Source organism: Brachybacterium sp. B718/18 (assembly GCF_055454375.1).
Map to the genome: position 1 here is coordinate 442,960 of NZ_JBVDDO010000001.1, position 25,704 is coordinate 468,663.

Here is a 25,704-nt window from a genome sequence, read left to right on the forward strand (position 1 = left end):
CGATGAGCGTGGACCTGACCGCGTCGGCCGCCGTCGACGCACCGACCCCGCCGCCCGGCTACACCCCCGCGGATCTCGAGCGCTGGGCGCCCGAGTCGCCGAAGTCGCAGGCCCGCACGCCGTTCCAGCGCGATCGGGCCCGGGTGCTGCACTCCTCGGCGCTGCGCCGGCTCGGGGCGAAGACGCAGGTGCTCGGTGCCGGGTCCAACGACTTCTCCCGCACCCGCCTCACGCATTCCCTCGAGGTCGCGCAGGTGGGCCGGGACATCGGTGCGGAGCTCGGCTGCGACCCCGACGTCGTGGACGCCGCCTGTCTCTCCCATGACCTCGGCCACCCGCCCTTCGGACACCACGGCGAGAAGGTGCTCGACGCCCTCGCCGCGGACTTCGGCGGCTTCGAGGGCAACGCGCAGACCCTCCGCCTGCTCACCCGGCTCGAGCCCAAGGTCATCGGGGAGGACCGTCCCTACGGTCTGAACCTCACCCGGGCCGGGGTCGACGCGGCGATCAAGTACCCGTGGACCCGCGGGCAAGGCCCGGACCCCGCCTCCCCGAAGTTCGGCGCCTATGCCGACGACCTCGACGTCTACGAGTGGGCGCGGGTCGGGGCGGTGCCGGGCCGGAAGTGCTTCGAGGCGCAGGTGATGGACCTCGCCGACGACGTCGCCTATTCCGTGCACGACGTCGAGGACGCCGTGACCGGCGGGACCCTCGACCTGCGCGCCCTGCACGACCCGATGGAGCGGGCCGCCGCGCTGTACGTGGTCCAGGACTGGTACATGCCGGGCGAGTCCCTCGACGCCCTCGACGAGGCGCTCGGCCGGCTCGAGGCCGAGCCCTACTGGATGCTCGACTTCTCCGGCACGATGCGCTCGGCCGCCGCGCTCAAGGACATGGCCAGCCAGCTGATCGGCCGCTTCACCCGGTCGGCGATCGCGGCGACCCGTGCCGAGCACGGCACCGCCCCGCTGTCCCGGTACCGCGGAGACGTGATCGTGCCCGAGGAGACCCATCTCGAGATCGCGGTGCTCAAGGGCCTCGCGGCCGCCTACGTCATGGCCTCCGCCTCGCAGCAGCCGGTCTACGAGGCGCAGGAGGAGATCCTCCGCGACCTCTACGCGCAGCTGTGGAACACCGGGACGACGCATCTCAGCCCCCTGTTCGCCGAGCTGTGGGAGGCGGCGGAGGACGACGACGCCCGCCGCCGGGTGATCGTCGACCAGATCGCCTCCTACACCGACGTCACGGCGCGGCGCCTCCACGAGGCGCTCTTCGACCGGGAGGTCACCCACGTCACCGCCGCGGACACCCCGTTGCCCGGCCTCGGCGCGGAGCTCTGAGCGGGTGGGGCAGGGTCTGATCCGTCGCAGCGACGTCGAGCTGGTGCGCGAGCGCGCCCGCCTCGACGAGGTCGTGGGGGAGCACGTCACGCTGCGCACCGCGGGGATCGGCTCGATGAAGGGCCTGTGCCCCTTCCACGACGAGAAGACCCCGTCCTTCAACGTGCGCCCGCAGCTCGGCCACTGGCACTGCTTCGGCTGCGGCGAGGGCGGGGACGTCATCTCCTTCGTGCAGAAGATCAGCCATCTCAGCTTCGTCGAGGCGGTCGAGATGCTGGCCGGCCGCTACGGCGTCCAGCTGCACTACGAGGAGGGCGACGGCAAGGGCGGGGACCGGCCCGACTTCGGCACGCGCCGTCGCTTGATGGACGCCCACGCGATCGCCGAGGAGTTCTACCGCGAGCAGCTCGCCACGCCCGCCGCGGAGGTCGGTCGCCGCTTCCTCGCCGAGCGCGGCTTCGACCGGGACGCCGCGGAACGCTTCGGCGTCGGCTTCGCCCCCGAGGGCTGGGACGCCATCACCTCCCACCTGCGCGGCCGCGGATTCACCGAGGCGGAGCTGACCGCGAGCGGCATCGTCTCGCAGGGCCAGCGCGGGGTCTACGACCGGTTCCGCGGGCGCCTGATCTGGCCGATCCGCGACATCACCGGGCACACCATCGGCTTCGGGGCCCGGCGGCTGCTGGAGTCGGATCAGGGGCCGAAGTACCTCAACACCCCCGAGACCGCGATCTACCACAAGTCCACCGTGCTCTACGGCCTGGACCTGGCGCGCAAGGACATCTCTGCGCAGCGCCAGGTGGTCGTCGTCGAGGGCTACACCGACGTGATGGCCGCGCATCTCGCCGGAGTGCCGACGGCGGTCGCCTCCTGCGGCACCGCCTTCGGCGCGGAGCACGTGAAGGTGGTCCGCCGGGTCATGGGCGACACCAACGCGTCCTCCGGGTTGCGGCTGAACACCGACGGTCGCGGGCTCGCCGGCGAGGTCGTGTTCACCTTCGACGGCGATGCGGCGGGGCAGAAGGCGGCGCTGCGCGCCTTCGAGGAGGACCAGCGTTTCGTCGCGCAGACCTACGTGGCAGTCGAGCCGCACGGCATGGATCCCTGCGAGCTGCGGATGGAGCGCGGCGACCAGGCGGTCGTCGACCTCATCGCCGCCCGCAAGCCGCTGTTCGAGTTCGCGATCCGCTCGGCGATCGCCCAGGTCGACCTGGACACCGTCGAGGGCCAGGTGGCGGCGCTGCGCATGGCGGCGCCGGTCGTGGCGCGGATCCGAGACCGGGCGATGCGGCCCGAGTACGCGCGTCGCCTCGCGGGATGGCTCGGCATGGACGAGCGCACGGTGCTGCGCGCGGTCCACGACGCGGCGCGCGGCGAGGGGCGCGGTGCCGGGGCGCCGACGGCGGCCGACGGGCGCGGGGGAGAGGCGCACGAGGGCGCGGGACGCGAAGGGCAGGCGGCGGCCGACGGGGCGGAGCGGGTGCTGCCGAGCGCGCGGCTCGCCGACGTGGTCAGTCCCCGCGACCCGGTGGGCCAGGTGGAGACCCAGGCTCTCGCCGTGATGCTGCAGTACCCGACGCTGCTGGACGCCCAGCGGGTCGAGGCGCTGCCCGATGACGCCTTCCACGTCCCGGCGCTGCAGGGTGTGTGGGACGTGATGCTCGCGGCCGGCACCCTCCCCGAGGCGGTCGGCGGTTCGCTGCATCCGGCGCGCTACCTCGAGCAGGTCCTCGAGATCGCGGGGGAGACGATCCGTCCGCTGATCGTGGAGATCGCCAACCTGGACCTGCCGGCGCGCGACGAGGCGGGTCTGCAGCGGCTGTCGACCTCGCTGCTGGACCGGCTCAGCGAGCTGTCGATCACCCGCGAGTACACGGTGCTCAAGCAGCGCCTGCAGCGCACCGATCCCTCCGATGCCGAGCGCTACCAGGAGATCCTCTCGCGACTCGCCCAGGTGCAGGGGCGCCGACGGGCGCTGCGCGCGGCGGAGGACTGAGCGGCGATTCCTGCGTACTCGTCGCATACCGGGAGGGCGTCGCACGCCGCGGGGACGCCCTTGGTCAGGTAGCCCAGGCGGGGCTTGAACCCGCGACCGACGGATTATGAGTCCGCTGCTCTGACCGGCTGAGCTACTGGGCCGTGGCCCGTTCGGGGCCGGTCAGAATCTACCACCCCTGGTCCATGTGACCTGCCGTGATGCGCGGCCGTCGCGAGGTGCACCACGCCCCGGAATCGCCGGCGGGGGAGGAGGGGATCAGTCCACGCGCCGTGTCGCGGCGGCACCGCCGGCGCGGGTGTCGCCGCCGGCGAGCTCGACCTCCTCGCGCACCACGCGGATCGTCGGCCGCTCCCCGGCCCGGGACGCCTCCATCCACGCCTCGAACACCGCGCCGCCCGGCGCGGCGGCGCTGCGACGGAGCAGCGGCTCGGGGCCGACGGGCCAGTCGATCGCCCGTCCGCGCGGAACGGGCGCCGCGGCCTCGCGGCCGTGGGCGATTACCTCCCGGAAGGCTTCACCGGCCGGCTTGAGGTGGCCCTGGGCGTCGAACAGTCCCAGGGTGTGCTCGAGCGGCGGGATGTCCGCGAGGTCCGCGGACACGTCGTGCGAGCACCACCAGGTCACGCCCCACAGCTGGGGGACGTCCAGGGCGTTGCCGATGGTCTCGGTGACGAACCAGGGGACGTCCGCCTCGTCGAGCACGTTCCGCGGCGCGCCCACCTCCTGCAGCCACAGCGGACGCTCCGGCACAGGGGAGAAGCCGCGGGCGAGCTCGAGGTAGTACTCCCCGCGATGCGCCGTCTCGTAGGAGCGGCCGCCGTAGCGCTGGCCGGTCCCGTCGAAGATCCACGAGTGCACCACGGTCGCGTCGCCGAGCGTCGCCGACTGCTCGGGCGTGAAGGAGTGGTCGTCGAGGAACCAGGCGGCGTCGTAGTTCGCGACCGAGTGCAGCCCCTCCGGCAGCGACTCCCGGGCGGCGCCGAGCATCGTGGCGGTCCACTGCGCGGCCTGCTCGACACTCAACGGATCGGGATCGGGGTGGTTCGAGGCGGAGAACTGGTTCATCTCGTTGCCGACGCTCAGGCCGATCAGGTTCGGTGCCCCGGCGAGCTCGGCGCCGAGCGCCCGCACCAGATCCGCTGTGGAGGCGACCACTGCCGGATCGGTGAACATGTTGCGCCGGTGCCAGGAGGTCAGCCAGCTGGGGACGAAGTCGAAGCTCGAGAGGTGCCCCTGCAGCGGATCGACCACGACGTCCAGCCCGACCTGCGCCGCGAGGTCGACGACCGTGCGCACGTCCTCGAGCGCGCGGCGCCGGATCAGGGTCCGGTTGGGCTGGAGCAGCGTCCACAGCGGGAAGATCCGCACGTGGTCCGCGCCGAGGGAGGCGAGCGCGGCGAGATCCTCGGCGATCTCCCGGGGCTCCAGATCGAGCCAGGCGTGGAACCAGCCGCGGCGAGGGGTGTAGTTGACGCCGAAGCGCGGCGGGACGGCGGAGGAGGGGGAAGACACCCTCGTCATTCCGACTGATCGGGTGGAGGGCGCTCCGAGACGGGCGTGCCGATCCCGCAGGTGAGGCGTGACCGAACCGCTGGGTCACTCCACGGGTCGGACCGCTGCACGGGAGGCTTCCCGGCGACTACTATAGCGCTCAAGCAGAAGACTGGCCGAGTGCTCTCCTCCTGTCTCCACGACCTCGGGAGGAACGTCATGAGCACCCCCAGCACCTCCAGCAGTCCCGCCCGGCGAGGCAGCGGCCGCGGCCAGCGCGTCACCATCGCGGACATCGCCGCCCGCGCCGGCGTGACCTCCGCAGCGGTCTCCCTCGCGGTGAACGGCCGCCCTGGCGTCTCCGACGCGACCCGCGCCCGCATCCTGGAGATCGCCCGCGAGCTGGACTGGGAGCCGTCCCCGTCGGCCCGCGCGCTGGCCGGCGCACCGGTGCTCTCGGTCGGGATGGTGCTCGCCCGCCCGGCCGAGGTGCTGGGCGACGAGGCCTTCTTCGGGGCGTTCTCCGCCGGGCTCCAGGAGGTGCTGAGCTCCCGGGACTACTCCCTGCAGATGAAGATCGTCGAGTCCGCCGAGGCCGAGATCGACACCTATCGCCGCTGGTTCGCGCAGCGTCGTGTCGACGGGATCGTGATGGTCGACCTGCAGCTCGAGGACCCGCGCATCCCCGCGCTCGAGGAGCTGGGGCGTCCGGCCCTCGTGATCGGCGGACCAGGCCATCACGGCACCCTCCCGTCGGTGTACGTCGACGACGCCCTCGCGACCCGCCTCCTCGTCGAGCACCTCGCCGATCTCGGCCACACCCGCATCGCCCGCGTCGCCGGCACCCGGGGCTACCACCACACCGCCCAGCGCGACGAGTCCTTCCTCGCCGTCTGTGCCGAGCGGGGCGCGACGGGGACCCTCCACGAGGCGGACTTCGGGGCGCTCGGCGCCGCGCGCTGCGTCGCGGAGCTGGTCGCCGGCGAACAGCCGCCGACGGCGATCATCCTCGACAGCGACGAGATGGCCCTCGCCGGCGCGCACGTCCTCCAGGAGAGCGGTGTCGACATCCCCGGCCAGGTCGCGATCGCCAGCTACGAGGACTCGCCGCTCGCGCGGATGCATCGGCCGCCGCTGACCGCGATCGGTCGCTCGGCCGTCGAGTACGGCCGACGTGCCGCCCATCGCATCCTCGAGCTCATCGAGGAGGACCGCGGGGCACGTCGCGGCGAGGGAGCGGCCGACGGGCGGGACGCCGCCGAGGACGCGCGCCCCGAGCTCCGGGCGATCGAGCCCGAGCTGATCATCCGCGCCTCGAGCGACCCCCGGGCCGCGACCGATCCGCTGCTGCTCGCCGTCGACGGGGACCTCGACCGGACCGTCGGCGGATCGTCCGCCACCCAGGGTTAGATGCGTCATAGTGCCCGGTGGGCGCGGGGAACCGGCGTGCGCGCACCCCGGGGATCCTGCTAAAGTCGCTGAGGTCGATCCCGCATAGCTCAACGGCAGAGCACTCGACTGTTAATCGAACGGTTGTTGGTTCGAATCCAACTGCGGGAGCCCACGCAGGAAGAGCCCCGGAGAGATCCGGGGCTCTTCCCATGTCAGCACCTGCCGCACCCGGCGGCGACCGCCGCACGTCGGCGGCCGCGCCCGACCCTGGAGGACCGCCATGCCCACCGTCCCCGATGACACCTTCGACCTGCCCGAGGACTTCGGCCCCGGCAGCGTCTGGGCGGACCGCACCGGAGCGCGCACCCTCGTGGGCCGCAACCAGCGGGGCGTCGAGATCCGCATCGGCCACGGCGAGGGCGAGATCAACCCCGGCGAGCTGCTCAAGCTGGCCCTGATCGGCTGCGCCGGGATGTCCAGCGACGTGAACCTCGCCCGCCGCCTCGGGGAGGACTTCCCGATGCGCCTGTGGGCCCACGGCACCTCCGATCCTGCCGACAACCGGTACCACCGCGTCGAGGAGCAGGTGCAGCTTCCGCTCGAGGACTTCTCGCCCGAGCAGATCGCGACCGTGGTGAAGGTGTTCTCGCGGGCCGTGGCCGCCGGCTGCACGGTCGAGCGGAGCGTCGTCCCCGGCCTCGAGGTCGCCCACCGCGTGTTGGGCGCCGAGACCGACCAGGCCGACGCCGAGATCGACCAGGCGGACACCGAGACCGGCTCCGAGGTCGGTCCGACCGGCGCCGACGCCCGCGCCGAGGGCGAGGGGGGCCAGGGATGAGCGTCCGTCCCATCCGCCTCGTCGGCGATCCTGTGCTGCGCACCCCCTGCGACCCGATCCGCTCGGTCACCGATGCCACTCGCCGTCTGGTCCGGGACCTCGAGGACACCGTGGACGACGAGGCGCGCGCGGGCGTCGCCGCGAACCAGATCGGCGTCAGCCTGCGCGCCTTCTCCTGGCACCTGCCCACCCACACCCAGCGGGTCGGCCACATCCTCAACCCCGTCATCGTCGAGCTCTCCGACGAGCTGCAGCACGACGACGAGGGCTGCCTCTCCGTGCCGGGACTGTTCTTCCCCCGCACCCGCTCCGCTTTCGCGCGCTGCGTCGGCACCGACGTGGACGGCGCCGAGATCGAGCTGGCCGGTGAGGGCATCATCGCCCGCCTCATCCAGCACGAAGTCGCGCATCTCGACGGGGAGCTCTACATCGACGGCCTCGAGCGCTCCGTGAAGAAGAAGGCGTTGCGCCAGATCAGGGAGACCCTCTAAGCTCGGACCCGTTCGACCTGGAGCCTCGTTCTCCTGCCGCACCCTCGGGGGCGGCGAACCCCGGCAGTTCCGATACGTGGGGAAGACGCATCGGAGACCGGAAGGAACGAGATGACTCAGGGCGTTCTGTATGTGCACTCCGCGCCGCGAGCCCTCGCACCGCACATCGACTGGGCAGCGAGCGGAGTCCTTGGTGTGCCCTCCCGCTTCCGCTGGGAGGAGCAGCCCGTCGGCCGCGGCCTGCTGCGGGCCGAGATGACCTGGCGCGGCCGCGAGACGACCGGCGCCCAGCTCGTCAGCGCCCTGCGAGGTATGCACGAGGTGCGCTTCGAGGTCACCCAGGAGGCCACCGCCACGAGCGACGGCGCCCGCTGGTCCTGCACCCCGGAGCTCGGTATCCACCACGCGGCGACCGATCGTGCCGGCAACATCGTCCTCACCGAGGATCACGTGCGTGGCTGTCTGGAGCGGGCGGGCGATGACCCGCTGGCCCTCAAGCGCGAGCTGGGCGTCGCCCTCGGCGAGCCGTGGGACGAGGATCTCGAGATCTACCGCCACGCCGGCGAGGGCGTGCCCATGCGCTGGCTGCACCGCGTCAGCTGAGCCGACGCCGGCGCAGGTCGGCTTTCTTTTGGACGACCCCTGGCTCCCCGCCGTGCGCACCTGGCTCCCCGCGGTATGCCGTCGTCGAGTGTTGCGTTTGGACCGCCCGGCGCGCCTGGTGACGGTCCAGATGCAGCCCCCGGGCGCGACGCGGCGCGGCGGTAGCGGGGATCGAAGCGCGGCGGGCGCGGAGATCGGGGCGCGGCGGGAGCGGGGATCGGGGTACGGCAGACTTGGCGAGGCCATAGCTCGAGGTGTGGCGAGTGCGGAGAAGGTCCGCGTTCGCCCACGCCCCTCCACAGCGCAGAGCGCCCGCCCCCGTAGAGGGGAGCGGACGCTCTGCGGCTGTCGGGCTCAGGCGCTCGTGACCACCACGGCCACGTCGTGGCCGCCGAAGCCGAAGGCGTTGTTCAGCACGGCGACGTCGCCCTGGGCCAGCTCGACCGGCGCGTTCTGCGCGATCGCCATCGGGGTCTCGGGATCGAGGTTCTCGATGTTGATCGTCGGCGGGGCGATGCGGTGGTGCGCCGCGAGGGTCGCGAAGAGCGTCTCGAGGGCCCCGGCGCCGCCCAGCAGGTGACCGGTCATCGACTTGGTCGAGGAGACCACGATCTGGTCGGTGACCCCGTCGAGCGCGGCGGAGACCGCGTTCAGCTCCGCGATGTCGCCGAGCGGGGTGGAGGTGCCGTGGGCGTTGACGTGCACGATGTCCGCGGCGGTGAGGCCCGCGTCCGCAACCGCCTCGCGCATGGCACGGGCCTGGCCCTCGAGCGACGGGGCGGAGATGTGGTACGCGTCGGACGCCATCCCGCGACCCGCGACGTAGCCGTAGATCCGGGCGCCGCGCGCCGCGGCGTGCTCCTCGCTCTCGAGCACGAGCATGGCTGCGCCCTCGCCGAGCACGAAGCCGTCGCGGTCCACGTCGTAGGGACGGGACGCGGTCGCCGGGTCGTCGGTCCGGGTGGAGAGGGCACGGATGTTCGCGAAGCCGGCGAGCGGCAGCGGGTGCACGCACGCCTCGGTGCCGCCGACGACGACCACGTCCGCACGGCCGGCGCGGATCATGTCGAAGCCCAGGGCGACGGCCTCCGCACCGGAGGCGCACGCGGACACGGGCGTGTGGGCGCCGGCCTTCGCGCCGAGGTCCATCTCGATGTGCGCGGCCGAGGAGTTGGCCATCAGCATCGGCACGGTGAAGGGGTTGACCCGTCGGGCGCCCTTCTCCCGCACCACGTCCCACTGGTCCAGGATCGTCCATACGCCGCCGATGCCGGTGCCGACCACCACGCCGAGGCGCTCACCGGGCACCTCGGGGGTGCCCGCGTCGGCCCAGGCCTCGCGGGCAGCGATCATTGCGTACTGGCCCGAGGGGTCGAGCTTCTTCGCCTCGGGGCGGGACAGGTGGTCGAAGGGGTCGATCTGCACCTCGCAGGCGAAGTTCACGGCGAGGCCGTACTTCTCCTGCCAGTCGTTGTCGAGGGTGCGGGCGGTGGAGGTCCCGGCGAGGGCCGCCTCCCAGGTCGAGGCCACGTCCCCGCCGAGCGGGTTGACGGTGCCGAGGCCGGTGATGGCGACACGGGTGCTTGCTGCGGACATTCAGACCTCCGGTGCGAAGTGCGGGAACGACGACGCCCGGGACGGAATGACCCGTCCCGGGCGTCGGGCGGGAGTCAGGACTGGGCGCCCGCGATGTACTTGACGGCGTCGCCGACGGTGGCGAGGTTCTTGACCTCTTCGTCGGGGATGCGCACGTCGAACTTCTCCTCGGCGTTGACCACGATGGTCATCATCGAGATCGAGTCGATGTCGAGGTCGTCGGTGAAGGACTTCTCGAGCTTGACGTCCTCCGTGGCGACACCCGTCTCCTCGTTGACGATCTCGGCGAGGCCCTCGAGGATCTCGTTCTCGGTGTGTGCCATGGGTTCTCCTTAGGTTTCCGGATGGTGTGGCGGGGACAGACTACCCGCGCGGGAGGCCGTCGCCCGGCAGGGGCCGCTAAGTGACCGGCGGGTCGTGATCGGGGCGACAGCGGACCTCGGCCCGGGACCGCCGGTGCGACGTCAGGGGAGGATCAGCACCTGCCCGGCGTAGGCGAGGCCTGCACCGAAGCCGAACTGGACGAGCACGTCGCCGCTCTTCGCGGCGCCCTCCTCGAGCAGGCGATGGGTGGCCAGCGGGATCGAGGCGGCCGAGGTGTTGCCGGTCTCGGCGATGTCGCGGCCGATCACGACCGACTCGGGCAGCTTCAGCTGCTTGGCGAGCTCGTCGATGATGCGCATGTTGGCCTGGTGCGGCACGAACACGTCGATGTCCTCGACCCCGAGGCCAGACAGTTCGAGCATCTCGCGGATCTTCTCGGCCGTGTGCCACACCGCCCAGCGGAACACGGTGCGGCCGTCCTGCTCGAGGGTGGGCCACTCGGCGGTCCCGTCGCGGAAGTCCACGAGGGAGCCGGTCATGCGGATCGTGTTCCAGTTGTCGCCGTCGGATCCCCATACGGTCGGACCGATCAGCGGCTCCTCGCTCGCGCCGACCACGGCCGCTCCCGCACCGTCGCCGAGCAGGAAGGAGATCGAACGGTCGGTGGGGGAGACTAAGTCGGAGAGCTTCTCCGCCCCGATGACCAGCACGTTCCGTGCGCTGCCGGAGCGGATCAGGGCGTCGGCCTGGCCGACGCCGTAGGCGAAACCGGCGCAGGCGGCGGAGATGTCGTAGGCGATGACGTCGGGGCGCCCCAGCTCGCCGGCCAGCAGGGTCGCGAGCGACGGCGTGGGATAGGGGAAGGAGATCGTCGAGACGATGATCGCGTCGAGGGTGTCGAGGGCGATGCCGGAGCGCTCGATCGCCTCACGCGCCGCCGTGAGGGAGAGGTCCTTGACGCCGACGTCGCGGGAGGCGCGGGTGCGGGTGACGATGCCGGTGCGCTGGCGGATCCACTCGTCGGAGGAGTCGATCGGGCCGACCAGGTCGTCGTTGGGGACGATCAGGTCGCCGCGGGCGGCGCCGTAGGCGAGCACCCGGGAGCCGGCGACGACGGGATGGGTCTTCAGGGTCGGGGCCATGCTCAGTCCTCCTGGTGCGCGCTGGAGCGGTCGTCGGAGTTCGAGGACGACAGTCCGTGCTCGGCGACGAAGGCCCGTGCGGCCTCGAGATCGTCGGGGGTGTTGAGGTTCATCAGAGCGACGCCCTTCAGCTCCCGCTTGGCGAGGCCGGTGAGCGTCCCGGCGGGGGCCACCTCGAGGATCCCGGTCACCTGCTTCTGCGCGAAGACCCCCATGCAGGACTCCCAGTCCACCGGAGCGGAGACCTGGTCGACGATCAGCTCGAGGTAGCGGGAGCCCGTGGTCACGATCTCGCCGCCCGCGTTGGACACCAGCGGGCACTGCGTCAGGGGGTCCGAGACCGTCAGGCCGGGGGCGAAGGCGGCGAGCTCCTCCCGGGCCCCGGCCATGAAGGCGGTGTGGAAGGCCCCCGCGACCTGCAGCGGGATGACGCGGGCACGAGCCGGAGGGTTCTCCCCGAGGGCCTGGATCTGCGCGGCGGTGCCCGCGGCGACCACCTGGGCGGCGGAGTTCAGGTTCGCCGGCGCCAGATCGTGCTCGCGGATCGCTGCGATGACCTCGTCGCGCACTCCGCCGACGACGGCGGCCATCGAGGTCGGCTCGGCCGCGGCGGCGGTCGCCATGGCCCGGGAGCGCACGGCGACCAGTCGCATCGCGTCCTCGGCCGTGAGAACACCGGAGAGGGCCGCGGCGGTCACCTCGCCCACGCTATGACCGGCGAGCAGATCCGCCTGCGCGCCGGCCGCGAAGCCGTCCCCTCCGGTGAGGCAGTCCGCGGCGGTCACACCCGCGGCGACCAGCAGCGGCTGGGCCACCGCGGTGTCGCGGATGGTCTCCGCATCGGACTCGGTGCCGTGGCGGATAAGGTCGACGCCCGCGGCCTCGGAGAGCCCGGAGAGGGACGCCTCGACGCCGGGCAGCTCGAGCCAGGGGGACAGGAAGCCGGGCTTCTGCGCCCCTTGGCCGGGGCAGACGATCGCGAGCACGGGAACCTCCAGGGGAGAGATCGAGGGCGGTCCGGTCGATGCCGAGCGGATCCGCTCAGGGGATGGAAGACGACACCGGGCCGCCCGTCCCGGAGGACGGGCGGCCCGGCGCGTGGATCAGGACTCGCCGCCGAACGACCCGGACTGGCCGGCGTTCACGTTCGTCAGGTCGTACTTGTCGATCGCCTGGCGTACCACCGACGGGTCGACCTTGCCCTCGCGGGCGAGCAGCTGCAGAGCCTTGACGACCATGGAGTGCGCGTCGATCTTCAGGTGGCGTCGGGCGGCCGGACGGGTGTCGGAGAAGCCCCAGCCGTCGGCGCCGAGGACGCCATAGGCGCCGGGGATCCACTCGCGGATCATGTCCGGGACCAGGAAGTCGTAGTCCGAGGTCGCGACGAACGGGCCGTCCACGCCCTGCAGACGCTGGCTGATCCACGGGGTGCGCGGATCCTCCGGGTTCAGCAGGTTGTGCTTCTCGGCCTCGAGGGCCTCCTTGCGCATCTCGGTCCACGAGGTCACCGACCACACGGTCGCGCGGACGCCCCAATCCTCCAGCAGCAGCTCGCGAGCGTGCTTCGCCCACGGGACACCCACGCCGGAGGCCAGCAGCTGCGCCTCCGGGCCGTCGCCCTCGGGCGCGCCCTCGAGCTGGTACATGCCCTTGAGCAGGCCCTCGACGTCCAGGCCCTCGGGCTCGGCCGGCTGCACAATCGGCTCGTTGTAGACCGTGATGTAGTAGAAGACCTCCTGCAGGCGGTCGTCCACGCCGTACATGCGCTGCAGGCCGTCACGGATGATGTGCCCCAGCTCGTAGCCGTACGCCGGGTCGTAGATGACTGTCCCCGGGTTGGTGTAGGCCAGGATCGGCGAGTGGCCGTCCATGTGCTGCAGACCCTCGCCGGCCAAGGTGGTCTTGCCGGCGGTCGCGCCGATCACGAAGCCCTTGGCCATCTGGTCGCCCGCGGCCCAGAAGAAGTCGCCGGTCCGCTGGAACCCGAACATCGAATAGAAGATGTAGAACGGGATCATCGGGTAGTCATGGGTGGCGTACGAGGTGCCTGCCGCGGTGAAGGCCGCGGTCGAGGAGATCTCGTTGATGCCCATGTGCTTGATCTGGCCGGAGGTGGACTCCTTGTAGGCCAGCAGCAGGTCGCGGTCCACCGACAGGTAGTTCTGCCCGTCGGGGTTGTAGATCTTCGCCGTCGGGAACAGCGAGTCCATGCCGAACGTGCGCGCCTCGTCGGGGACGATCGGCACCCAGCGCTTGCCGGACTCCTTGTCGCGCATGAGGTCCTTGAGCAGGCGGACCAGCGCCATGGTGGTGGCGATCTCCTGCTTGCCGGAGCCGCGACGGGCGACCTCGTAGGCCTTGTCGCCGGGCAGCTCGATCGGCTTGTGCTCGGTGCGCCGCGAGGGCACGGGGCCGCCGAGCTCGCTGCGCCGCGACTTCAGGTACTGCATGACCGGGGTGTCCTCGGCCGGGAGGTAGAGCGGCGCGTCGTAGACGCTGCCCGACTCGAGCTGCTCGTCGGTGATCGGGATGTGCAGCGTGTCGCGCAGGGCCTTGAGGTCCTCGAGGGTGAACTTCTTCATCTGGTGGGTCGCGTTGCGACCGGCGAAGTTCTTGCCCAGGCGGTAGCCCTTGATGGTGTGGACCAGGATGACGGTCGGCTGACCGGTGTGCTCGGAGGCGGCCTTGAAGGCGGCGTGGATCTTCCGCGTGTCGTGGCCGCCGCGGTTCAGCTTCCACCAGATGTCGTCATCGGACATGTCCTCGACGAGCGCCTTGGTGCGCGGGTCGCGGCCGAAGAAGTTGTCGCGGATGAACCCGCCGTTCTCGGCGCGATAGGTCTGGAAGTCGCCGTCCGGGGTGGAGTTCATCAGGTCGATGAGCGCGCCGTCGGAGGACGCCTCGAGCAGCGGGTCCCAACCCGAGCCCCAGATCACCTTGATGACGTTCCAGCCGGCGCCGCGGAACTGGCTCTCCAGCTCCTGGATGATCTTGCCGTTGCCGCGCACCGGGCCATCGAGGCGCTGCAGGTTGCAGTTGACCACGAAGGTGAGGTTGTCCAGATGCTCCTTCGCGGCGATGTGCAGCGCGCCGCGGGACTCGACCTCGTCCATCTCGCCGTCGCCGAGGAACGCCCAGGTGTGCTGCTGGGAGGTGTCCTTCAGGCCGCGGTTCTGGAGGTAGCGGTCGAAGGAGGCCTGCTCGATCGCGGCGACCGGACCAATGCCCATCGACACGGTCGGGAACTCCCAGAAGTCGTGCATCGCACGCGGGTGCGGGTACGAGGGCATGCCGTGCTCGGAGGAGAACTCCTGGCGGAAGCCGTCGAGATCCTCCTGGCCGAGGCGCCCCATCGCGAAGGCGCGGGCGTAGATGCCGGGGGAGGCGTGGCCCTGGAAGAACACGTGGTCGCCGCCGCCGGGGTGGTTGCGCCCGCGGAAGAAGTGGTTGAAGCCGACCTCGTACATGTTCGCGATGGACGCGTAGGAGGAGAGGTGACCGCCGACGGAGACGCCGGGGCGCTGGGCGCGGTGCACGAGCATCGCGGCGTTCCAGCGGTTGATGTCGCGCAGCTCGCGCTCGAGTTCCGTGTCACCGGGGTACTCGCCCTGCGCCGAGACCGGGATCGTGTTCACGTAGTCCGTGGTCAGCGAGTCGGGCAGCTCGAGGTCGTTCACGCGCGCATGCTGGATGAGGCTCTGGACGACCTCGGAGGCCCGCTCGGCACCACGCTGCTCGACGAGACCGTCGAAGGAGTCGAGCCATTCGCGGGTCTCCTCCGGATCCGGATCCGCGGCATGGCTGGGCAGGTTGATGCCGATGGGACGAGGGGTCTCGTGCGAAGTCACACTGTCCTTCTCTCTTCGGAGGCGCTGGACCGGCCAGGGGAGCGGGTGTCTGCAGTGGGCACGGCTCCGTCGGCCTCGGTCCGGCAAGCCTACCGTCGCCAGGGGTCCCGAGGTCCTTCACGATCCCTCCTCATCTGTGAGACTCGGGACACCCGGACGGATGCCCGACAGGGCCGTTCCCCGTCACTGGCCGGTGCAGCGGCGCGCCGCGTGTCATATGATCGGCCGCGCGCAGTCCGCCCCCGGGTCCGACGGACACGGGTCGGGCGCGCGGGACCACCCGGTCCCGTCATTGCTGTCTTTCCCCTGAGGAGCCCTTTCTTGTCACCGTCGGCCGACGCCCCTTCGTCCAGCTCCGCTGCCGAGGCCCTGTCCTTCACCACCGGGCAGATCGTGCAGGAGTTCGGGTACGACGACGACGTGGACCTGGATCTGCGCGACGCCATCGAGGACCTCATCGGGGCTGATCTCGAGGACGAGGACAGCCAGGAGATCGTCGACGGCGTCATCCTCTGGTGGCGCGACGGCGACGGCGACCTCACCGACGCCATGGTCGACACCCTCGCGACCCTCGCGCCCGGCGCCCCGGTGTGGGTGCTCGTGCCGAAGGCCGGACGCGACGGCCACGTCCTCCCCGCAGAGATCCAGGAGAGCGCCGCCACCGCGGGTCTGCGCGTCATGTCCACCGTCTCGCTCGCCGCGGACTGGACCGGCACCCGCCTGGCCAGCCGCAGCTGAGCGCACGTCGTCGGCCGGGACGCTCGGCCGACGGACGCCCCTCCGGGGCGCGGGGCCCTGCCCCGATACGGGTCGTTAGCTCAGCTGGTCAGAGCGTCTGGTTTACACCCAGAAGGTCGGGGGTTCGAGCCCCTCACGACCCACTGCAGGTCAGAGCGCGGCTCACCCCGCCCTGACGTCCTGCGGCCCCGCCGAGGCGCGTTCTGCCGCGAAACCTCCGCAGAGTTGGGGGAATGAGCAGCGAATTCCCCCAAGTCTGCGGGGGTTCCGCGGAGTCAGCGGGGTGAAGGGCGCGCGGAGCGAGTGAGGGGCGCGTCGGGGAAGAACCGTCCCAGCAGCCCTCAGCCAGTCACCCAGTAGATGGCCAGCAGGACGAGGGGCACCGCGAGCAGCAGCACCACCCAGATGCCCGAGGCGCGACGGTCCTGCTCGCGCTCCTCGGCGGTGGGCTCGGGACGCTCCGGGCGGCCGTCCCGCTCCCACTGCTCGCGCTCCTGGCGGCGGCGCACCAGCAGGCGTCCGATCATCACGATCATCGTCACGAGGACGCAGACGAACAGGACGGCGAGGAACAGGGTGTCGATCGGGCACCTCCGGGGGACGGCGCGGTCTGACGGTGTGAACGCGCGGGTCGGGCGGACTGTGGACAGGGTCTCACGCCCGTCTGCGCGGGGGCGGACCTTCCTATACTGGCCGGACCGCCCTCGATCCCAGGAGGCCACCTCAGGTGAGCGCAGCGACCAGACCGTTCGACGTCGAGGCGATCCGGGAGGACTTCCCCATCCTCACCCGGATGCTGGATGAGGACACCCCGATGATCTATCTCGACTCGGGCGCGACCTCGCAGCGTCCGCGCCAGGTCATCGACGCCGAGGTCGCCTTCCTCACGCACGACAACGCCGCGGTCAAGCGCGGGGCGCATCGCATGGCCGGTGCCGCGACCGACGCCTACGAGTCCGCGCGGGAGACGGTCGCCGACTTCCTCGGTGCCCCCTCCCCGGACGAGGTGGTCTTCACCCGCGGGGCGACCGAGGCGCTGAACCTCGTCGCCCGCTCCCTCGGTGACGGCGATCAGGACGTGCCGGACCACCTGCGCGTCGGCCCGGGCGACGAGATCCTCGTGACCGAGATGGAGCACCACGCGAACCTCGTCCCCTGGCAGGAACTCGCCCGCCGCACCGGGGCGACGCTGCGCTGGATCCCCGTGACCGACGACTTCACCCTCGATCTCACCGACCTCGGCAGCCTGCCCACCGAGCGCACCAAGGTCCTCGCGTTCACCCACCAGTCGAACGTGCTCGGCACCGTGAACCCCGTCGGCACTCTCGTGGAGGCGGCCCGCTCCGTGGGTGCGCTCACGGTGCTGGACGCGGCGCAGTCCGCGCCGCACATGCCGCTGGACCTTGCCGCGCTCGGCGTCGACTTCGCGGCCCTCTCCGGCCACAAGATGCTCGGTCCCACCGGCATCGGCGTGCTGTGGGGCCGTTACGAGCACCTCGCCGCGATGCCCCCCTTCCTCACCGGCGGCTCGATGATCGAGACCGTCGAGATGGAACGCTCGACCTATGCCGAGCCGCCCGCCCGCTTCGAGGCCGGCACCCCGCCGATCAGCCAGGCCGTCGGTCTCGCCGCCGCCTGCGACTACCTCTCGGCCCTCGGCATGGACCAGGTCGCCGCCCATGAGCGGGCCCTCACCGCCCAGGCCCTCGAGGGCCTCGCCGGGATCGACGGGATACGGATCATCGGCCCCGCCGCCTCCCCGGAGCGGGCCGGCGCCGTGTCCTTCGCCCTCGCGGGGCGCCACCCGCACGACGTCGGCCAGGTGCTGGACTCCTACGGCATCGAGGTGCGGGTGGGCCACCACTGCGCCTGGCCGCTGCACCGCCGCTACGGCCTGCACGGCACCACCCGGGCGAGCTTCTCCGTCCACACCACGGCCACTGAGGTCGACGCCTTCGTCCGCGGCGTGGCCCGCACCGTCGAGTTCTTCGAGGAGCGCGCATGAGCACCGGACTGAACGCCCTCTACACCGAGCTGGTGATGGAGCACGACAAGCGCCCCCTGCACGAGGGGCTGCGGGAACCCTTCGACGCCGAGGTCCACCACGTGAACCCCACCTGCGGCGACGAGATCACCCTGCGGCTGTACGTGGAGGGCGACGGCGACGAGCGCCGGATCCTGGACGTCTCCTACGACGCGATCGGCTGCGCGATGAGCCGCGCCTCCGCCTCGATCATGGCGGACCTGCTGATCGGCCGCACGACGGCAGAGGTCGATCCGGTGCGCGAGCACTTCGAGGCCGCGATGCGCTCGCGCGGACGGATCGAGGGCGACGAGGAGCTGATCGGCGACGGGATCGCCCTGCTCGGGGCGGCGAAGTTCCCCGCCCGCGTCAAGTGCGTGCTGATGCCGTGGAAGGCCTACCAGGCGGCGCTCGTCGAGACCGGGGTGCTCGGCGCATGAGCCCCGTCGCTGCACCGCCGGAGCGGTCCGGGTCGTCCGCGGAACCCGCGACGACCGTCGGCTCCCTGGTCACCGCGCTCGAGGCGGCCTACCCGCTGCCCTGGGCGGAGGACTGGGACCGGGTGGGGCTCGTCCTGGGGGAGCGCGGCGCGGAGGTCACGGCCGTGCACCTCGCCGTCGACCCGACGCTCGCGGTCGCCCGCGAGGCGATCGCGGCACGCGCCCAGCTGCTGGTCACCCACCACCCCCTGCTGCTGCGCGGGGCGAGCCATCTCCCGGCCGACGACGGCAAGGGGGCCGTGGTCACGGCCCTGCTCCGCGCCGGCACGGCGCTGTGGTGCGGGCACACGAACGTGGATCGCTCGACGCGCGGCACCGTCGGCGCCTGGGTGCGGTCCCTCGACCTGCAGCAGGTGCGGGCGCTCGTGCCGAGCGGCGCGGGGGAGGAGGCCGCACACGGCTCCTCCGTGCTGGGGCTCGGCGTCGTCGGCGAGCTGCCCGAGCACACCACGGTCGGCGATCTCGCCGCTCGGGTCGCGGCGCTCGTTCCCGCCACGGCGCGCGGCATCCTGCACACGGGCGATCCGGATCGACCGGTGCGGACCGTCGCGGTGTGCCCGGGCTCGGGCGACTCCTTCACGGGAGCGGCGGCCGGCGCGGGAGCCGACGTGTACATCACCTCGGACCTGCGGCATCACCCGGTGGTGGAGCATCTCGAGTCCGCGGCCGACGCCGAGCGAGTCCCCGCTCTGATCGACGTGCCGCACGGGGCGAGCGAGGCGCTGTGGCTGCCGCTCGCGGAGCAGCTGCTCGGGGAGATCGCGCCCGGCCTCGAGGTCACCGTGAGCGCGCTGCCGGTGGACCCCTGGGCGGCGCGGATCGTCTGAGCCCGGGTCAGGCCACCCGGTCGACGATCAAGAGCCGGTGCCCGTCGAGCTCGACGGCGAGGGGCGACCCGGCGACCCCGGGCACCGAGGCGAGCCGCTCCTGCAGCAGTCCGACCAGTTCTCGCGCGTCGGCCGGCACCCGGTCCGCCGAGAGCAGCTCGCGCGTGACGATCCCGCGATAGCGCTTCGCATCGTGCGAGATCACCTTTCGCACCCCCGCGCGCTCCTGCACGGGGGCGACCTCGAGCACCGGAACCTCCGGGGTGCTCTTCAGGCGCATCATCGACCGGTACGAGCCGGAGCGGCCGTCGATCACGAGCGGCGCGGGCGAGGTCGCCTGTTCGGCGAGCAGGGCCGCGCCGACGCCCCGCAGCCGGGGAGCCCACCAGGAGGCGGCGGTGCCGAGTCGGGACACGGACGATCCGGCGGAGAGGCGATACGCCGGGATGCGATCGGTCGCGGCGTCGACGACCCCCAGCAGCGCGCTCTGCACCAGCACACGGCGGTCGGTCGGCACCGCCGTGTCCGGAGGGAGCTGGTCGTAGAGCACGCCCGAGTAGACGGCCAGGGGAGACGCCGCGGGCTCGTGCTCGAGGCTGGCCATCCGATCGACCAGCTCGGGAGCGGACGCGGGCACGCCGAGGCGGGTGGCGGCGTCCTTCCCGGCGGCGGTGCGGATCGCGGCCCGGACCATGGTGCGCCGCGCGTCCTCGAGCTCGGGGAGCGCGAGCCGCGCCAGGTCGAGCGGGGCGGCGTCGGCGGCGGGCCGGGACTTGGTCTCCGAGGGCGGCAGCAGGATCAGCACCGCACCATCTTGGCCGACCCCGGGGTGCACCAGGCTGCACGGCGCGGGAGAGATCGCGCACGTCACGGCGGCGGGCACGAACCGGGACGCCGGTCGCGCGCGGTCGCCGCGTAGACTGCTCGGCGGACCAGTCGGCCGGGCAGTCGCGTCCTCGGGGGAGACCTCGGGGCCGAGGAAAGTCCGGGCTCCGTCTGGCACGGTGGTGGGTAACGCCCACCCGGAGTGATCCGCGGGACAGTGCCACAGAGAGCAGACCGCCTCCGCGCCCTCGGGCACGGGGGTAAGGGTGAAAGGGTGGTGTAAGAGACCACCGCGGCCTCGGTGACGAGGACGGCACGGCAAACCCCACCGGGAGCAAGGTCGGACAGGGCGCGTTCGAGGGTGCCAGCCCGAGCGTCCGGGTGGACCGCTGGAGGTCGTCGGCAACGGCGATCCGAGATGGATGACTGCCGCTCACAGAACCCGGCTTACAGGCCGGCTGGTCCGCTCACCCGAGCCGGTCGCCCGCCGCGGGGCGACCGACTCGGGCACGGGTCACTTCCCGTGCTTCTTCCCGTGCTTCGTGTCCGTCTTCTGCAGCGCCTTCTCCTCGCGCCGGGCGAGCACGGCCGCGCCGACGATGCCGGCCTCGTTGCGCAGCTCGGCCGGGACGATCTCGGTGCGCAGGTCCAGCAGCGGCAAGAACTTCTCGTGCTTCTTGGAGACGCCGCCGCCGACGATGATGCGGGTGGGGCTGAACAGGAACTCGACGTGCGCGAAGTACTCCTGGAGGCGTCCCGCCCAGGTCTCCCAGTCGAGGTCCTCGATCTCCCGGACGGAGGAGGCCATGTACTTCTCCGCGTCCTGGTAGGCGCGGGCCGCCTCGCCGGCCAGGTGGAGGTGCCCGAGCTCGGCGTTCGGCACGAGCCGGCCGTCGACGAACATGGCGCTGCCCACACCGGTGCCGAGGGTCACCACCAGCACGACGCCCTTCGTACCGCGCCCCGCGCCGAACTCCATCTCGGCGATGCCGGCGGCATCGGCGTCGTTGACCACGAAGACGTCATGCCCGGTGCGCTCGGTCAGCAGCGAGTCGACGTCGGTGCCGATCCAGGACTTGTCGACGTTCGCGGCGGTGAGCGCCACGCCTTGCTGGATCACGGCCGGGAAGGTGACGCCGACCGGCATGTCGTCCGCGATCTCGAAGCCGGCGAGCAGCTCCGCGACGGTGTCGGCGACGGCCTCGGGGGTGGAGGGCTGCGGGGTCTCGAGCCGGAGGCGGTCCTCGGCCAGCTTCCCCTTCTTCAGATCGACCGGCGCGCCCTTGATGCCGCTGCCGCCGATGTCGATCCCGAAGGCCTTCTTGCTCATCGCTTCTCCCTGCTCCATGGGGCGGGGCGTTCCCGCCGGCCGGGCCGCCGACGTCGGCGTCCTCACGGCGGCCCAGGATACCCGCGGACCGTGCGTCCGGAGCAGGCGCGCCGCCGTTCAGACGACCGGCCGGGCCGATCAGACCACCGTCAGCAGCTCCGGGCCCTCGTCAGTGATCAGCATGGTGTGCTCGAACTGGGCGGTGAAGGAGCGGTCCCTCGTGACCACGGTCCAGCCGTCGTCCCACTGCTCCCAGGCCTGCGAGCCGAGGGTCACCATCGGCTCGATGGTGAAGGTCATGCCCTCCTCGATGACGTCGGCGAACATCGGCGCGGCGTCGTAGTGGGGGATGACCAGACCGTTGTGGAAGCCCTCGGCGACACCGTGCCCGGTGTAGTCGCGCACCGACTCCATGCCGTGGCGGGCCACGAACTTCTCGATCACGCGCCCGATCACGTTCACCTCGCGGCCGGGCCGGGCGACCTTGATGCCGCGCTCCATCGCCTCGCGCGAGCGGTCGATCAGCTCCTGCGCGCGCGGGTGGATGTCGCCGACGGCGAACGTGGCGTTGGTGTCGCCGTGGACGCCGTGGACGAAGGCGGTGACGTCGACGTTGAGGATGTCACCGTCCTGCATCACCGTCGAGTCGGGGATGCCGTGGCAGATCACTTCGTTCAGGCTCGTGCAGCACGACTTCTCGAAGTGCAGGTAGCCGAGGGTCGAGGGATAGGCACCGTTCTCGATCAGCACGTCGTGGACGACCTGGTCGATGTGATCGGTGGTGACGCCCGGGCGCGCGGCCTCCCCGGCGGCCTGCAGCGCGAGGGCCGCGATACGGCTCGCCTCGCGGACCCGCTCGATCACGTCCGCGCTCTGCACATAGGGGCCCGAGTCGGAGACGGCCTCGTCCTTGTCCACATATTCCGGGCGCTCGATGCGCGCCGGAACGGGTCGCCGGGGGCTCAGCTCGCCCGGCACCAGCTCCGCGCGTCCTGCGGGACGGGTCCACACCTGCTCTACAGTCATGGCCACCAGTCTCTCACCCGGCCGCGAAGGAGCCCGCCATGAGCACGACCCACGAGTTCTTCTACAACCTCGCCACCGGGGCGGTGGAGGAGGGCCGCCAGTCGAGCGGCCAGGACCTCATGGGTCCCTACTCCACCCGCGCCGAGGCCGAGCGGGCGCTGCAGACGGCGGCCGCGCGCAACGAGGCCTGGGACGAGGACGACGCCGCCTGGGAGGGCGAGGACGCCGAGTCCTGAGCGGCGCGTCGGCCCGTTCGGCCGGGGCTCACTCGAAGGAGTGCTCGGCCGTCGGGTAGGCGCGGGTCTCGACCTCGCCGCGATAGGCCTCCGCCGCGCGACGCAGATCGGAGCGCAGGTCCGCGAAGGTCTTCACGAAGCGACCGTGGAAGCCGGACAGCCCGGCCATGTCCTGCCAGACGAGCACCTGGCCGTCGCACGCCGGGCCCGCACCGATGCCGATGGTCGGCACGTGCAGCACCTCGGTGATGCGCTCGGCGACGTGGGCCGGGATCAGCTCGAGCACGACCGCCGAGACGCCCGCCTCCTGGAGCGCCAGCGCCTCCTCGGCCAGGTGGTCCGCGGCGTGCGTGTCGCGTCCCTGCACGCGGTGCCCGGAGAGCGAGTTGACCGACTGCGGGGTGAAGCCGAGGTGGCCCATGACCGGGATCCCCGCCGCGACGAGGGCGCGCACCTGCGGGGCGATCGCGGAGCCGCCCTCGAGCTTGACCATCTCGGCGCCCGCGCGGACCAGGTCGACGCCGTGCCGCACCGCCTCCTCGACGGAGACCTGATAGCTGCCGAAGGCGAGATCCGCGACGATCAGCGGACGGCTCACGCTGCGCGCCACCGCGCCGGTGAAGGTCAGCATGTCCTGATGGGTGGTGGCGGTGGTCGACTCGTGCCCGAGCACGGTGGTGCCGACGGAATCGCCGACCAGCAGCACCTCGATGCCCGCCTCCTCGAAGACACGCGCCGAGAACTGGTCGTAGGCGGTGAGCATCGCGAAGGGACGGCCGCGCTCCTTGGCGTCCTGCAGATGACGGAGTCGGATCTTCGCGGGGCCGGTGCCGGAGGGGGTGCTCACGTGTGCTCCTGGGCGGATGGGGGGGGATCCGAGGGCCGGGTGGGCCGCGTCGGGGACGGGCCGGTCCAGCCTAGCGGGAGGCGGCCCCCGGGCGGGCTCCGCCCGACGCCCTGTTCCTCGATGCATCGATGAACGGAGATGGCCGGGAGCGCCCTTCCTGTGGGAAGCTGTGACCTCCGTCGGCCAGGGGGGTCGACCGATCAGGGAGGACAATCACCATGCGTTCCATCATGCGCACCACCACCCGTCGTGCTGCCGTCGTCGTCGGCGCCCTCGCGCTGGCCGCCGGTGCGGCCGGCTGCGGAGCTCTCACGGGCGGTGACGAGCCGGAGACCGAGACCACCGCCGAGGAGGCCGGCACCGAGGAGGACGCCGCGACCGAGGAGGAGGCGACCACCGAGGACGAGGCCGCCACCGAGGAGGAGGCGACCACCGAGGACGAGGCCGCCACCGAGGAGGACGCGGCCGCGGAGTCCGGCCCGCTCTCCGACGAGGACCTCACCGCCGCCGCCGACCGCTTCTACGAGTTCCTCGAGAAGGCCGCCGCCTCGGACTTCGTGGGCGCCTGCGGTCTGATGCTCGACCCGACCACCGACGAGCCCGTCTCCGGCGCGACCGCCGAGGGCTGCGCGGACGGCCTCGAGACCGGCCTGGGCGAGAACGTCTCCGCGCTCGGCTCGATCGACCGCTCGAGCGTCGAGACCACGGACAACGGCGACGGCACCGCCGCGGTGCAGTTCATGGGCTCCGACTTCGGCTACAACATGGTCAAGGCCTCCGACGGCCAGTGGTACATCGACTCCGGCGTCTGATCGCACCGCCGAGCACGATCCGGACCGCCTCGAGCGCCCCGTCCCTCCCTGCCGAGGTGCGGGGCGCTCGGGCGTCCACGGGCTCCATCGGCCCCGGATCCGGCCCCGTCGCCTGGCAGACTGTGCGCATGGAACATCTCCACGACGACGTCATCCGCCGGGTCTCCGACAACGACGTGCGGTTCATCCGCCTGTGGTTCTGCGACATCGCGGGGACGCTCAAGTCGATCGCGATCTCCCCGTCGGACCTCGAGAACGCCTTCACCGAGGGGATCGGCATCGACGGCTCGACGGTCGAGGGGCTCACCCGCAGCTATGAGTCGGACATGATCCTGCGGCCCGACCCCGCGACCTTCGAGCTGCTCACCTGGCGCGGCGACACCAACGGCACCGCGCGGATGATGTGCGACGTCCTCACCCCCGACGGGGAGCCCGCCGCCTCGGACCCCCGGCGCGTGCTGCGCGACGCCCTGGCCCGCGCCGAGGAGAAGGGTCTCGAGCTCTACACCCACCCGGAGATCGAGTTCTACCTCTTCGAGGAGCCCTACGAGGTGGGGGAGCGCCTACGCCCCATCGACAGCGCCGGCTACTTCGACCACGTCCACCGGGGACAGGGCCAGGACTTCCGCCGCACCGCGATCGAGCATCTCGAGGCGATGAACATCCAGGTCGAGTTCTCCCACCACGAGAACGGCCCGGGGCAGAACGAGATCGACCTGCGCTATGCGGACGCGCTGTCCACCGCGGACAACATCGTCACGCTGCGCACGGTGGTCAAGGAGGTCGCGCTCGGCATGGGACAGGTCGCCTCCTTCATGCCGAAGCCGATGATCGAGCACCCCGGCTCCGGGATGCACACCCACCTCTCGCTCTTCCAGGGCGGCCGCAACGCCTTCCACGAGCCCGGCGCCGAGTACGGGCTCTCGCGCCTGGGCCGCCAGTTCATCGCCGGGCTGCTGCGCCACGCCCCCGAGTACAGCGCCGTCACCAACCAGTGGGTGAACAGCTACAAGCGCCTGTGGGGCGCGCAGGAGGCCCCGAGCTACATCTGCTGGGGGCACAACAACCGGTCCGCGCTGGTGCGCGTCCCCTTCCACAAGCCCACCAAGGGCACCAGCTCCCGCGTCGAGTTCCGCGGGCTGGACTCGGCGGCGAACCCGTACCTCGCCTTCGCCGTGCTGCTCGCCGCGGGCATGGCCGGCATCGAGGGCGAGTACGAGCTGCCCGAGGGGTCGGAGGACGCGGTCTGGGACCTCACGGAGCGCGAGCGCCGGGCCATGGGCATCGAGCCCCTGCCCACGGACCTCTTCCGCGCCCTGGAGAGCTTCGAGAGCTCCGAGCTGATGGCCTCGACGCTCGGCGAGCAGGTCTTCCAGTTCTTCCTGCGGGATAAGAAGCAGGAATGGCAGCGCTACCGCGAGCAGGTCACCGACTACGAGCTCGCCTCGACCTTCTCCCGGATCTGAGCGGCGCCGC

General features: G+C 71.8%; 24 protein-coding genes, 3 tRNA genes and 1 other RNA gene. 16 read left to right on the forward strand and 12 right to left on the reverse strand.

From position 1 onward, the window contains the following. The first annotated feature begins 2 nt into the window (after positions 1-2). The gene (locus tag ACZCAH_RS02160; RefSeq protein WP_464339508.1) at positions 3-1,340 is read left to right on the forward strand and encodes a deoxyguanosinetriphosphate triphosphohydrolase; all 1,338 of its coding nucleotides are present in this window, start codon (positions 3-5) and stop codon (positions 1,338-1,340) included. Between the two features lie 4 nt (positions 1,341-1,344). Then, on the forward strand, positions 1,345-3,336 hold the full coding sequence (dnaG, locus tag ACZCAH_RS02165; protein ID WP_464339509.1) for a DNA primase: 1,992 nt from the start codon (positions 1,345-1,347) through the stop codon (positions 3,334-3,336). 69 nt (positions 3,337-3,405) lie between these two features. On the opposite strand, the gene ACZCAH_RS02170 is transcribed toward dnaG, so the two are convergent. Then, a tRNA-Ile gene (locus ACZCAH_RS02170) sits at positions 3,406-3,479 on the reverse strand. A 115-nt stretch (positions 3,480-3,594) separates the two neighbouring features. Beyond that, positions 3,595-4,851 (reverse strand): glycoside hydrolase 5 family protein, encoded by a 1,257-nt coding sequence (locus ACZCAH_RS02175; RefSeq protein ID WP_464339510.1) that lies wholly within the window; start codon positions 4,849-4,851, stop codon positions 3,595-3,597. 198 nt (positions 4,852-5,049) lie between these two features. Between ACZCAH_RS02175 and ACZCAH_RS02180 the strand changes: the two genes are divergently transcribed. The 5 genes from ACZCAH_RS02180 to ACZCAH_RS02200 all read left to right on the forward strand — a co-directional run bounded on the left by ACZCAH_RS02180 (position 5,050) and on the right by ACZCAH_RS02200 (position 8,154). Next, positions 5,050-6,240 (forward strand): LacI family DNA-binding transcriptional regulator, encoded by a 1,191-nt coding sequence (locus tag ACZCAH_RS02180; RefSeq protein ID WP_464339511.1) that lies wholly within the window; start codon positions 5,050-5,052, stop codon positions 6,238-6,240. Positions 6,241-6,318: 78 nt separating this feature from the next. After that, positions 6,319-6,390: transfer RNA gene (locus ACZCAH_RS02185), tRNA-Asn, on the forward strand. A gap of 112 nt (positions 6,391-6,502) precedes the next feature. After that, complete coding sequence (locus ACZCAH_RS02190; RefSeq protein WP_464339512.1) at positions 6,503-7,060, forward strand: OsmC family protein; 558 nt, start codon at positions 6,503-6,505, stop codon at positions 7,058-7,060. Beyond that, positions 7,057-7,551, forward strand: a complete 495-nt coding sequence (locus tag ACZCAH_RS02195; RefSeq protein ID WP_329748239.1) for a peptide deformylase — start codon at positions 7,057-7,059, stop codon at positions 7,549-7,551. The genes ACZCAH_RS02190 and ACZCAH_RS02195 overlap by 4 nt, the downstream gene beginning before the upstream one ends. A gap of 111 nt (positions 7,552-7,662) precedes the next feature. Continuing rightward, positions 7,663-8,154: a DUF3145 domain-containing protein gene (locus ACZCAH_RS02200; RefSeq protein ID WP_329748240.1), complete on the forward strand. Its 492-nt coding sequence runs from the start codon at positions 7,663-7,665 to the stop codon at positions 8,152-8,154. Between the two features lie 354 nt (positions 8,155-8,508). Here the strand turns inward: ACZCAH_RS02200 and ACZCAH_RS02205 are convergent, their stop codons facing one another. From ACZCAH_RS02205 to aceE, 5 genes are all read right to left on the reverse strand, one after another. Then, positions 8,509-9,750 (reverse strand): beta-ketoacyl-[acyl-carrier-protein] synthase family protein, encoded by a 1,242-nt coding sequence (locus ACZCAH_RS02205; protein ID WP_464339513.1) that lies wholly within the window; start codon positions 9,748-9,750, stop codon positions 8,509-8,511. 74 nt (positions 9,751-9,824) lie between these two features. Continuing rightward, positions 9,825-10,073 carry an acyl carrier protein gene (locus ACZCAH_RS02210; RefSeq protein WP_329746589.1) on the reverse strand — a complete coding sequence of 83 codons (249 nt, stop codon included), beginning with the start codon at positions 10,071-10,073 and terminating at the stop codon, positions 9,825-9,827. 141 nt (positions 10,074-10,214) lie between these two features. Continuing rightward, entirely contained in the window at positions 10,215-11,216 is a 1,002-nt protein-coding gene (locus ACZCAH_RS02215) for a beta-ketoacyl-ACP synthase III (protein WP_464339514.1), read from the reverse strand. A 2-nt stretch (positions 11,217-11,218) separates the two neighbouring features. Then, positions 11,219-12,202, reverse strand: a complete 984-nt coding sequence (locus ACZCAH_RS02220) for an ACP S-malonyltransferase (protein WP_464339515.1) — start codon at positions 12,200-12,202, stop codon at positions 11,219-11,221. 117 nt (positions 12,203-12,319) lie between these two features. Next, positions 12,320-15,064, reverse strand: a complete 2,745-nt coding sequence (gene aceE, locus ACZCAH_RS02225; protein ID WP_464339516.1) for a pyruvate dehydrogenase (acetyl-transferring), homodimeric type — start codon at positions 15,062-15,064, stop codon at positions 12,320-12,322. A 321-nt stretch (positions 15,065-15,385) separates the two neighbouring features. Here aceE and ACZCAH_RS02230 point away from each other — a divergent pair, with 321 nt between their 5' ends. Beyond that, complete coding sequence (locus ACZCAH_RS02230; RefSeq protein ID WP_464339517.1) at positions 15,386-15,802, forward strand: DUF3052 domain-containing protein; 417 nt, start codon at positions 15,386-15,388, stop codon at positions 15,800-15,802. A 69-nt stretch (positions 15,803-15,871) separates the two neighbouring features. Continuing rightward, positions 15,872-15,945: transfer RNA gene (locus ACZCAH_RS02235), tRNA-Val, on the forward strand. Positions 15,946-16,143: 198 nt separating this feature from the next. On the opposite strand, the gene ACZCAH_RS02240 is transcribed toward ACZCAH_RS02235, so the two are convergent. Next, positions 16,144-16,329, reverse strand: a complete 186-nt coding sequence (locus ACZCAH_RS02240; RefSeq protein ID WP_464339518.1) for a hypothetical protein — start codon at positions 16,327-16,329, stop codon at positions 16,144-16,146. Positions 16,330-16,529: 200 nt separating this feature from the next. On the opposite strand from ACZCAH_RS02240, the gene ACZCAH_RS02245 reads away from it, so the two are divergent. From ACZCAH_RS02245 to ACZCAH_RS02255, 3 genes are read left to right on the forward strand one after another with little or no spacing between them, the layout of a single operon-like run. Next, positions 16,530-17,807, forward strand: a complete 1,278-nt coding sequence (locus ACZCAH_RS02245; RefSeq protein WP_464339519.1) for an aminotransferase class V-fold PLP-dependent enzyme — start codon at positions 16,530-16,532, stop codon at positions 17,805-17,807. After that, positions 17,804-18,265 (forward strand): Fe-S cluster assembly sulfur transfer protein SufU, encoded by a 462-nt coding sequence (gene sufU / locus ACZCAH_RS02250; RefSeq protein WP_464339520.1) that lies wholly within the window; start codon positions 17,804-17,806, stop codon positions 18,263-18,265. The genes ACZCAH_RS02245 and sufU overlap by 4 nt, the downstream gene beginning before the upstream one ends. Continuing rightward, positions 18,262-19,152 carry a Nif3-like dinuclear metal center hexameric protein gene (locus tag ACZCAH_RS02255; protein WP_464339521.1) on the forward strand — a complete coding sequence of 297 codons (891 nt, stop codon included), beginning with the start codon at positions 18,262-18,264 and terminating at the stop codon, positions 19,150-19,152. Before sufU ends, ACZCAH_RS02255 begins: the two co-directional genes overlap by 4 nt. Before the next feature lie 7 nt (positions 19,153-19,159). Here the strand turns inward: ACZCAH_RS02255 and yaaA are convergent, their stop codons facing one another. Further along, positions 19,160-19,957 (reverse strand): peroxide stress protein YaaA, encoded by a 798-nt coding sequence (yaaA, locus tag ACZCAH_RS02260; protein WP_464339522.1) that lies wholly within the window; start codon positions 19,955-19,957, stop codon positions 19,160-19,162. Positions 19,958-20,084: 127 nt separating this feature from the next. On the opposite strand from yaaA, the gene rnpB reads away from it, so the two are divergent. Then, positions 20,085-20,443, forward strand: an RNA gene (gene rnpB, locus ACZCAH_RS02265) — RNase P RNA component class A. A 48-nt stretch (positions 20,444-20,491) separates the two neighbouring features. On the opposite strand, the gene ppgK is transcribed toward rnpB, so the two are convergent. Together ppgK and map are read right to left on the reverse strand one after the other, a co-directional pair. Next, a complete protein-coding gene (gene ppgK / locus ACZCAH_RS02270; protein WP_464339523.1) occupies positions 20,492-21,307 on the reverse strand; it encodes a polyphosphate--glucose phosphotransferase in 816 nt (271 codons plus the stop codon). A 138-nt stretch (positions 21,308-21,445) separates the two neighbouring features. Next, positions 21,446-22,333: a type I methionyl aminopeptidase gene (gene map, locus ACZCAH_RS02275; protein ID WP_464339524.1), complete on the reverse strand. Its 888-nt coding sequence runs from the start codon at positions 22,331-22,333 to the stop codon at positions 21,446-21,448. A gap of 38 nt (positions 22,334-22,371) precedes the next feature. On the opposite strand from map, the gene ACZCAH_RS02280 reads away from it, so the two are divergent. Then, entirely contained in the window at positions 22,372-22,569 is a 198-nt protein-coding gene (locus tag ACZCAH_RS02280; RefSeq protein WP_464339525.1) for an SPOR domain-containing protein, read from the forward strand. 28 nt (positions 22,570-22,597) lie between these two features. On the opposite strand, the gene panB is transcribed toward ACZCAH_RS02280, so the two are convergent. Further along, positions 22,598-23,416 carry a 3-methyl-2-oxobutanoate hydroxymethyltransferase gene (gene panB, locus ACZCAH_RS02285; RefSeq protein ID WP_464339526.1) on the reverse strand — a complete coding sequence of 273 codons (819 nt, stop codon included), beginning with the start codon at positions 23,414-23,416 and terminating at the stop codon, positions 22,598-22,600. Between the two features lie 218 nt (positions 23,417-23,634). Here panB and ACZCAH_RS02290 point away from each other — a divergent pair, with 218 nt between their 5' ends. Next, a complete protein-coding gene (locus tag ACZCAH_RS02290; protein WP_464339527.1) occupies positions 23,635-24,228 on the forward strand; it encodes a hypothetical protein in 594 nt (197 codons plus the stop codon). A 128-nt stretch (positions 24,229-24,356) separates the two neighbouring features. Then, entirely contained in the window at positions 24,357-25,694 is a 1,338-nt protein-coding gene (locus ACZCAH_RS02295) for a glutamine synthetase family protein (protein WP_329746604.1), read from the forward strand. The last annotated feature ends 10 nt before the right edge of the window (positions 25,695-25,704 follow it).

Excerpts from the sequence above, each read along its gene's own strand:
- ACZCAH_RS02205 (WP_464339513.1), bottom strand. The coding sequence starts at position 9,750 with ATGTCCGCAGCAAGCACCCGTGTCGCCATCACCGGCCTCGGCACCGTC.
- ACZCAH_RS02190 (WP_464339512.1), top strand. The coding sequence starts at position 6,503 with ATGCCCACCGTCCCCGATGACACCTTCGACCTGCCCGAGGACTTCGGC.
- ACZCAH_RS02295 (WP_329746604.1), top strand. The coding sequence starts at position 24,357 with ATGGAACATCTCCACGACGACGTCATCCGCCGGGTCTCCGACAACGAC.
- sufU (WP_464339520.1), top strand. The coding sequence starts at position 17,804 with ATGAGCACCGGACTGAACGCCCTCTACACCGAGCTGGTGATGGAGCAC.
- ACZCAH_RS02255 (WP_464339521.1), top strand. The coding sequence starts at position 18,262 with ATGAGCCCCGTCGCTGCACCGCCGGAGCGGTCCGGGTCGTCCGCGGAA.
- ACZCAH_RS02200 (WP_329748240.1), top strand. The coding sequence starts at position 7,663 with ATGACTCAGGGCGTTCTGTATGTGCACTCCGCGCCGCGAGCCCTCGCA.
- ppgK (WP_464339523.1), bottom strand. The coding sequence starts at position 21,307 with ATGAGCAAGAAGGCCTTCGGGATCGACATCGGCGGCAGCGGCATCAAG.
- ACZCAH_RS02240 (WP_464339518.1), bottom strand. The coding sequence starts at position 16,329 with ATGATCGGACGCCTGCTGGTGCGCCGCCGCCAGGAGCGCGAGCAGTGG.
- ACZCAH_RS02195 (WP_329748239.1), top strand. The coding sequence starts at position 7,057 with ATGAGCGTCCGTCCCATCCGCCTCGTCGGCGATCCTGTGCTGCGCACC.
- ACZCAH_RS02180 (WP_464339511.1), top strand. The coding sequence starts at position 5,050 with ATGAGCACCCCCAGCACCTCCAGCAGTCCCGCCCGGCGAGGCAGCGGC.
- ACZCAH_RS02215 (WP_464339514.1), bottom strand. The coding sequence starts at position 11,216 with ATGGCCCCGACCCTGAAGACCCATCCCGTCGTCGCCGGCTCCCGGGTG.
- ACZCAH_RS02160 (WP_464339508.1), top strand. The coding sequence starts at position 3 with ATGAGCGTGGACCTGACCGCGTCGGCCGCCGTCGACGCACCGACCCCG.
- ACZCAH_RS02210 (WP_329746589.1), bottom strand. The coding sequence starts at position 10,073 with ATGGCACACACCGAGAACGAGATCCTCGAGGGCCTCGCCGAGATCGTC.
- ACZCAH_RS02290 (WP_464339527.1), top strand. The coding sequence starts at position 23,635 with ATGCGTTCCATCATGCGCACCACCACCCGTCGTGCTGCCGTCGTCGTC.
- ACZCAH_RS02280 (WP_464339525.1), top strand. The coding sequence starts at position 22,372 with ATGAGCACGACCCACGAGTTCTTCTACAACCTCGCCACCGGGGCGGTG.
- map (WP_464339524.1), bottom strand. The coding sequence starts at position 22,333 with ATGACTGTAGAGCAGGTGTGGACCCGTCCCGCAGGACGCGCGGAGCTG.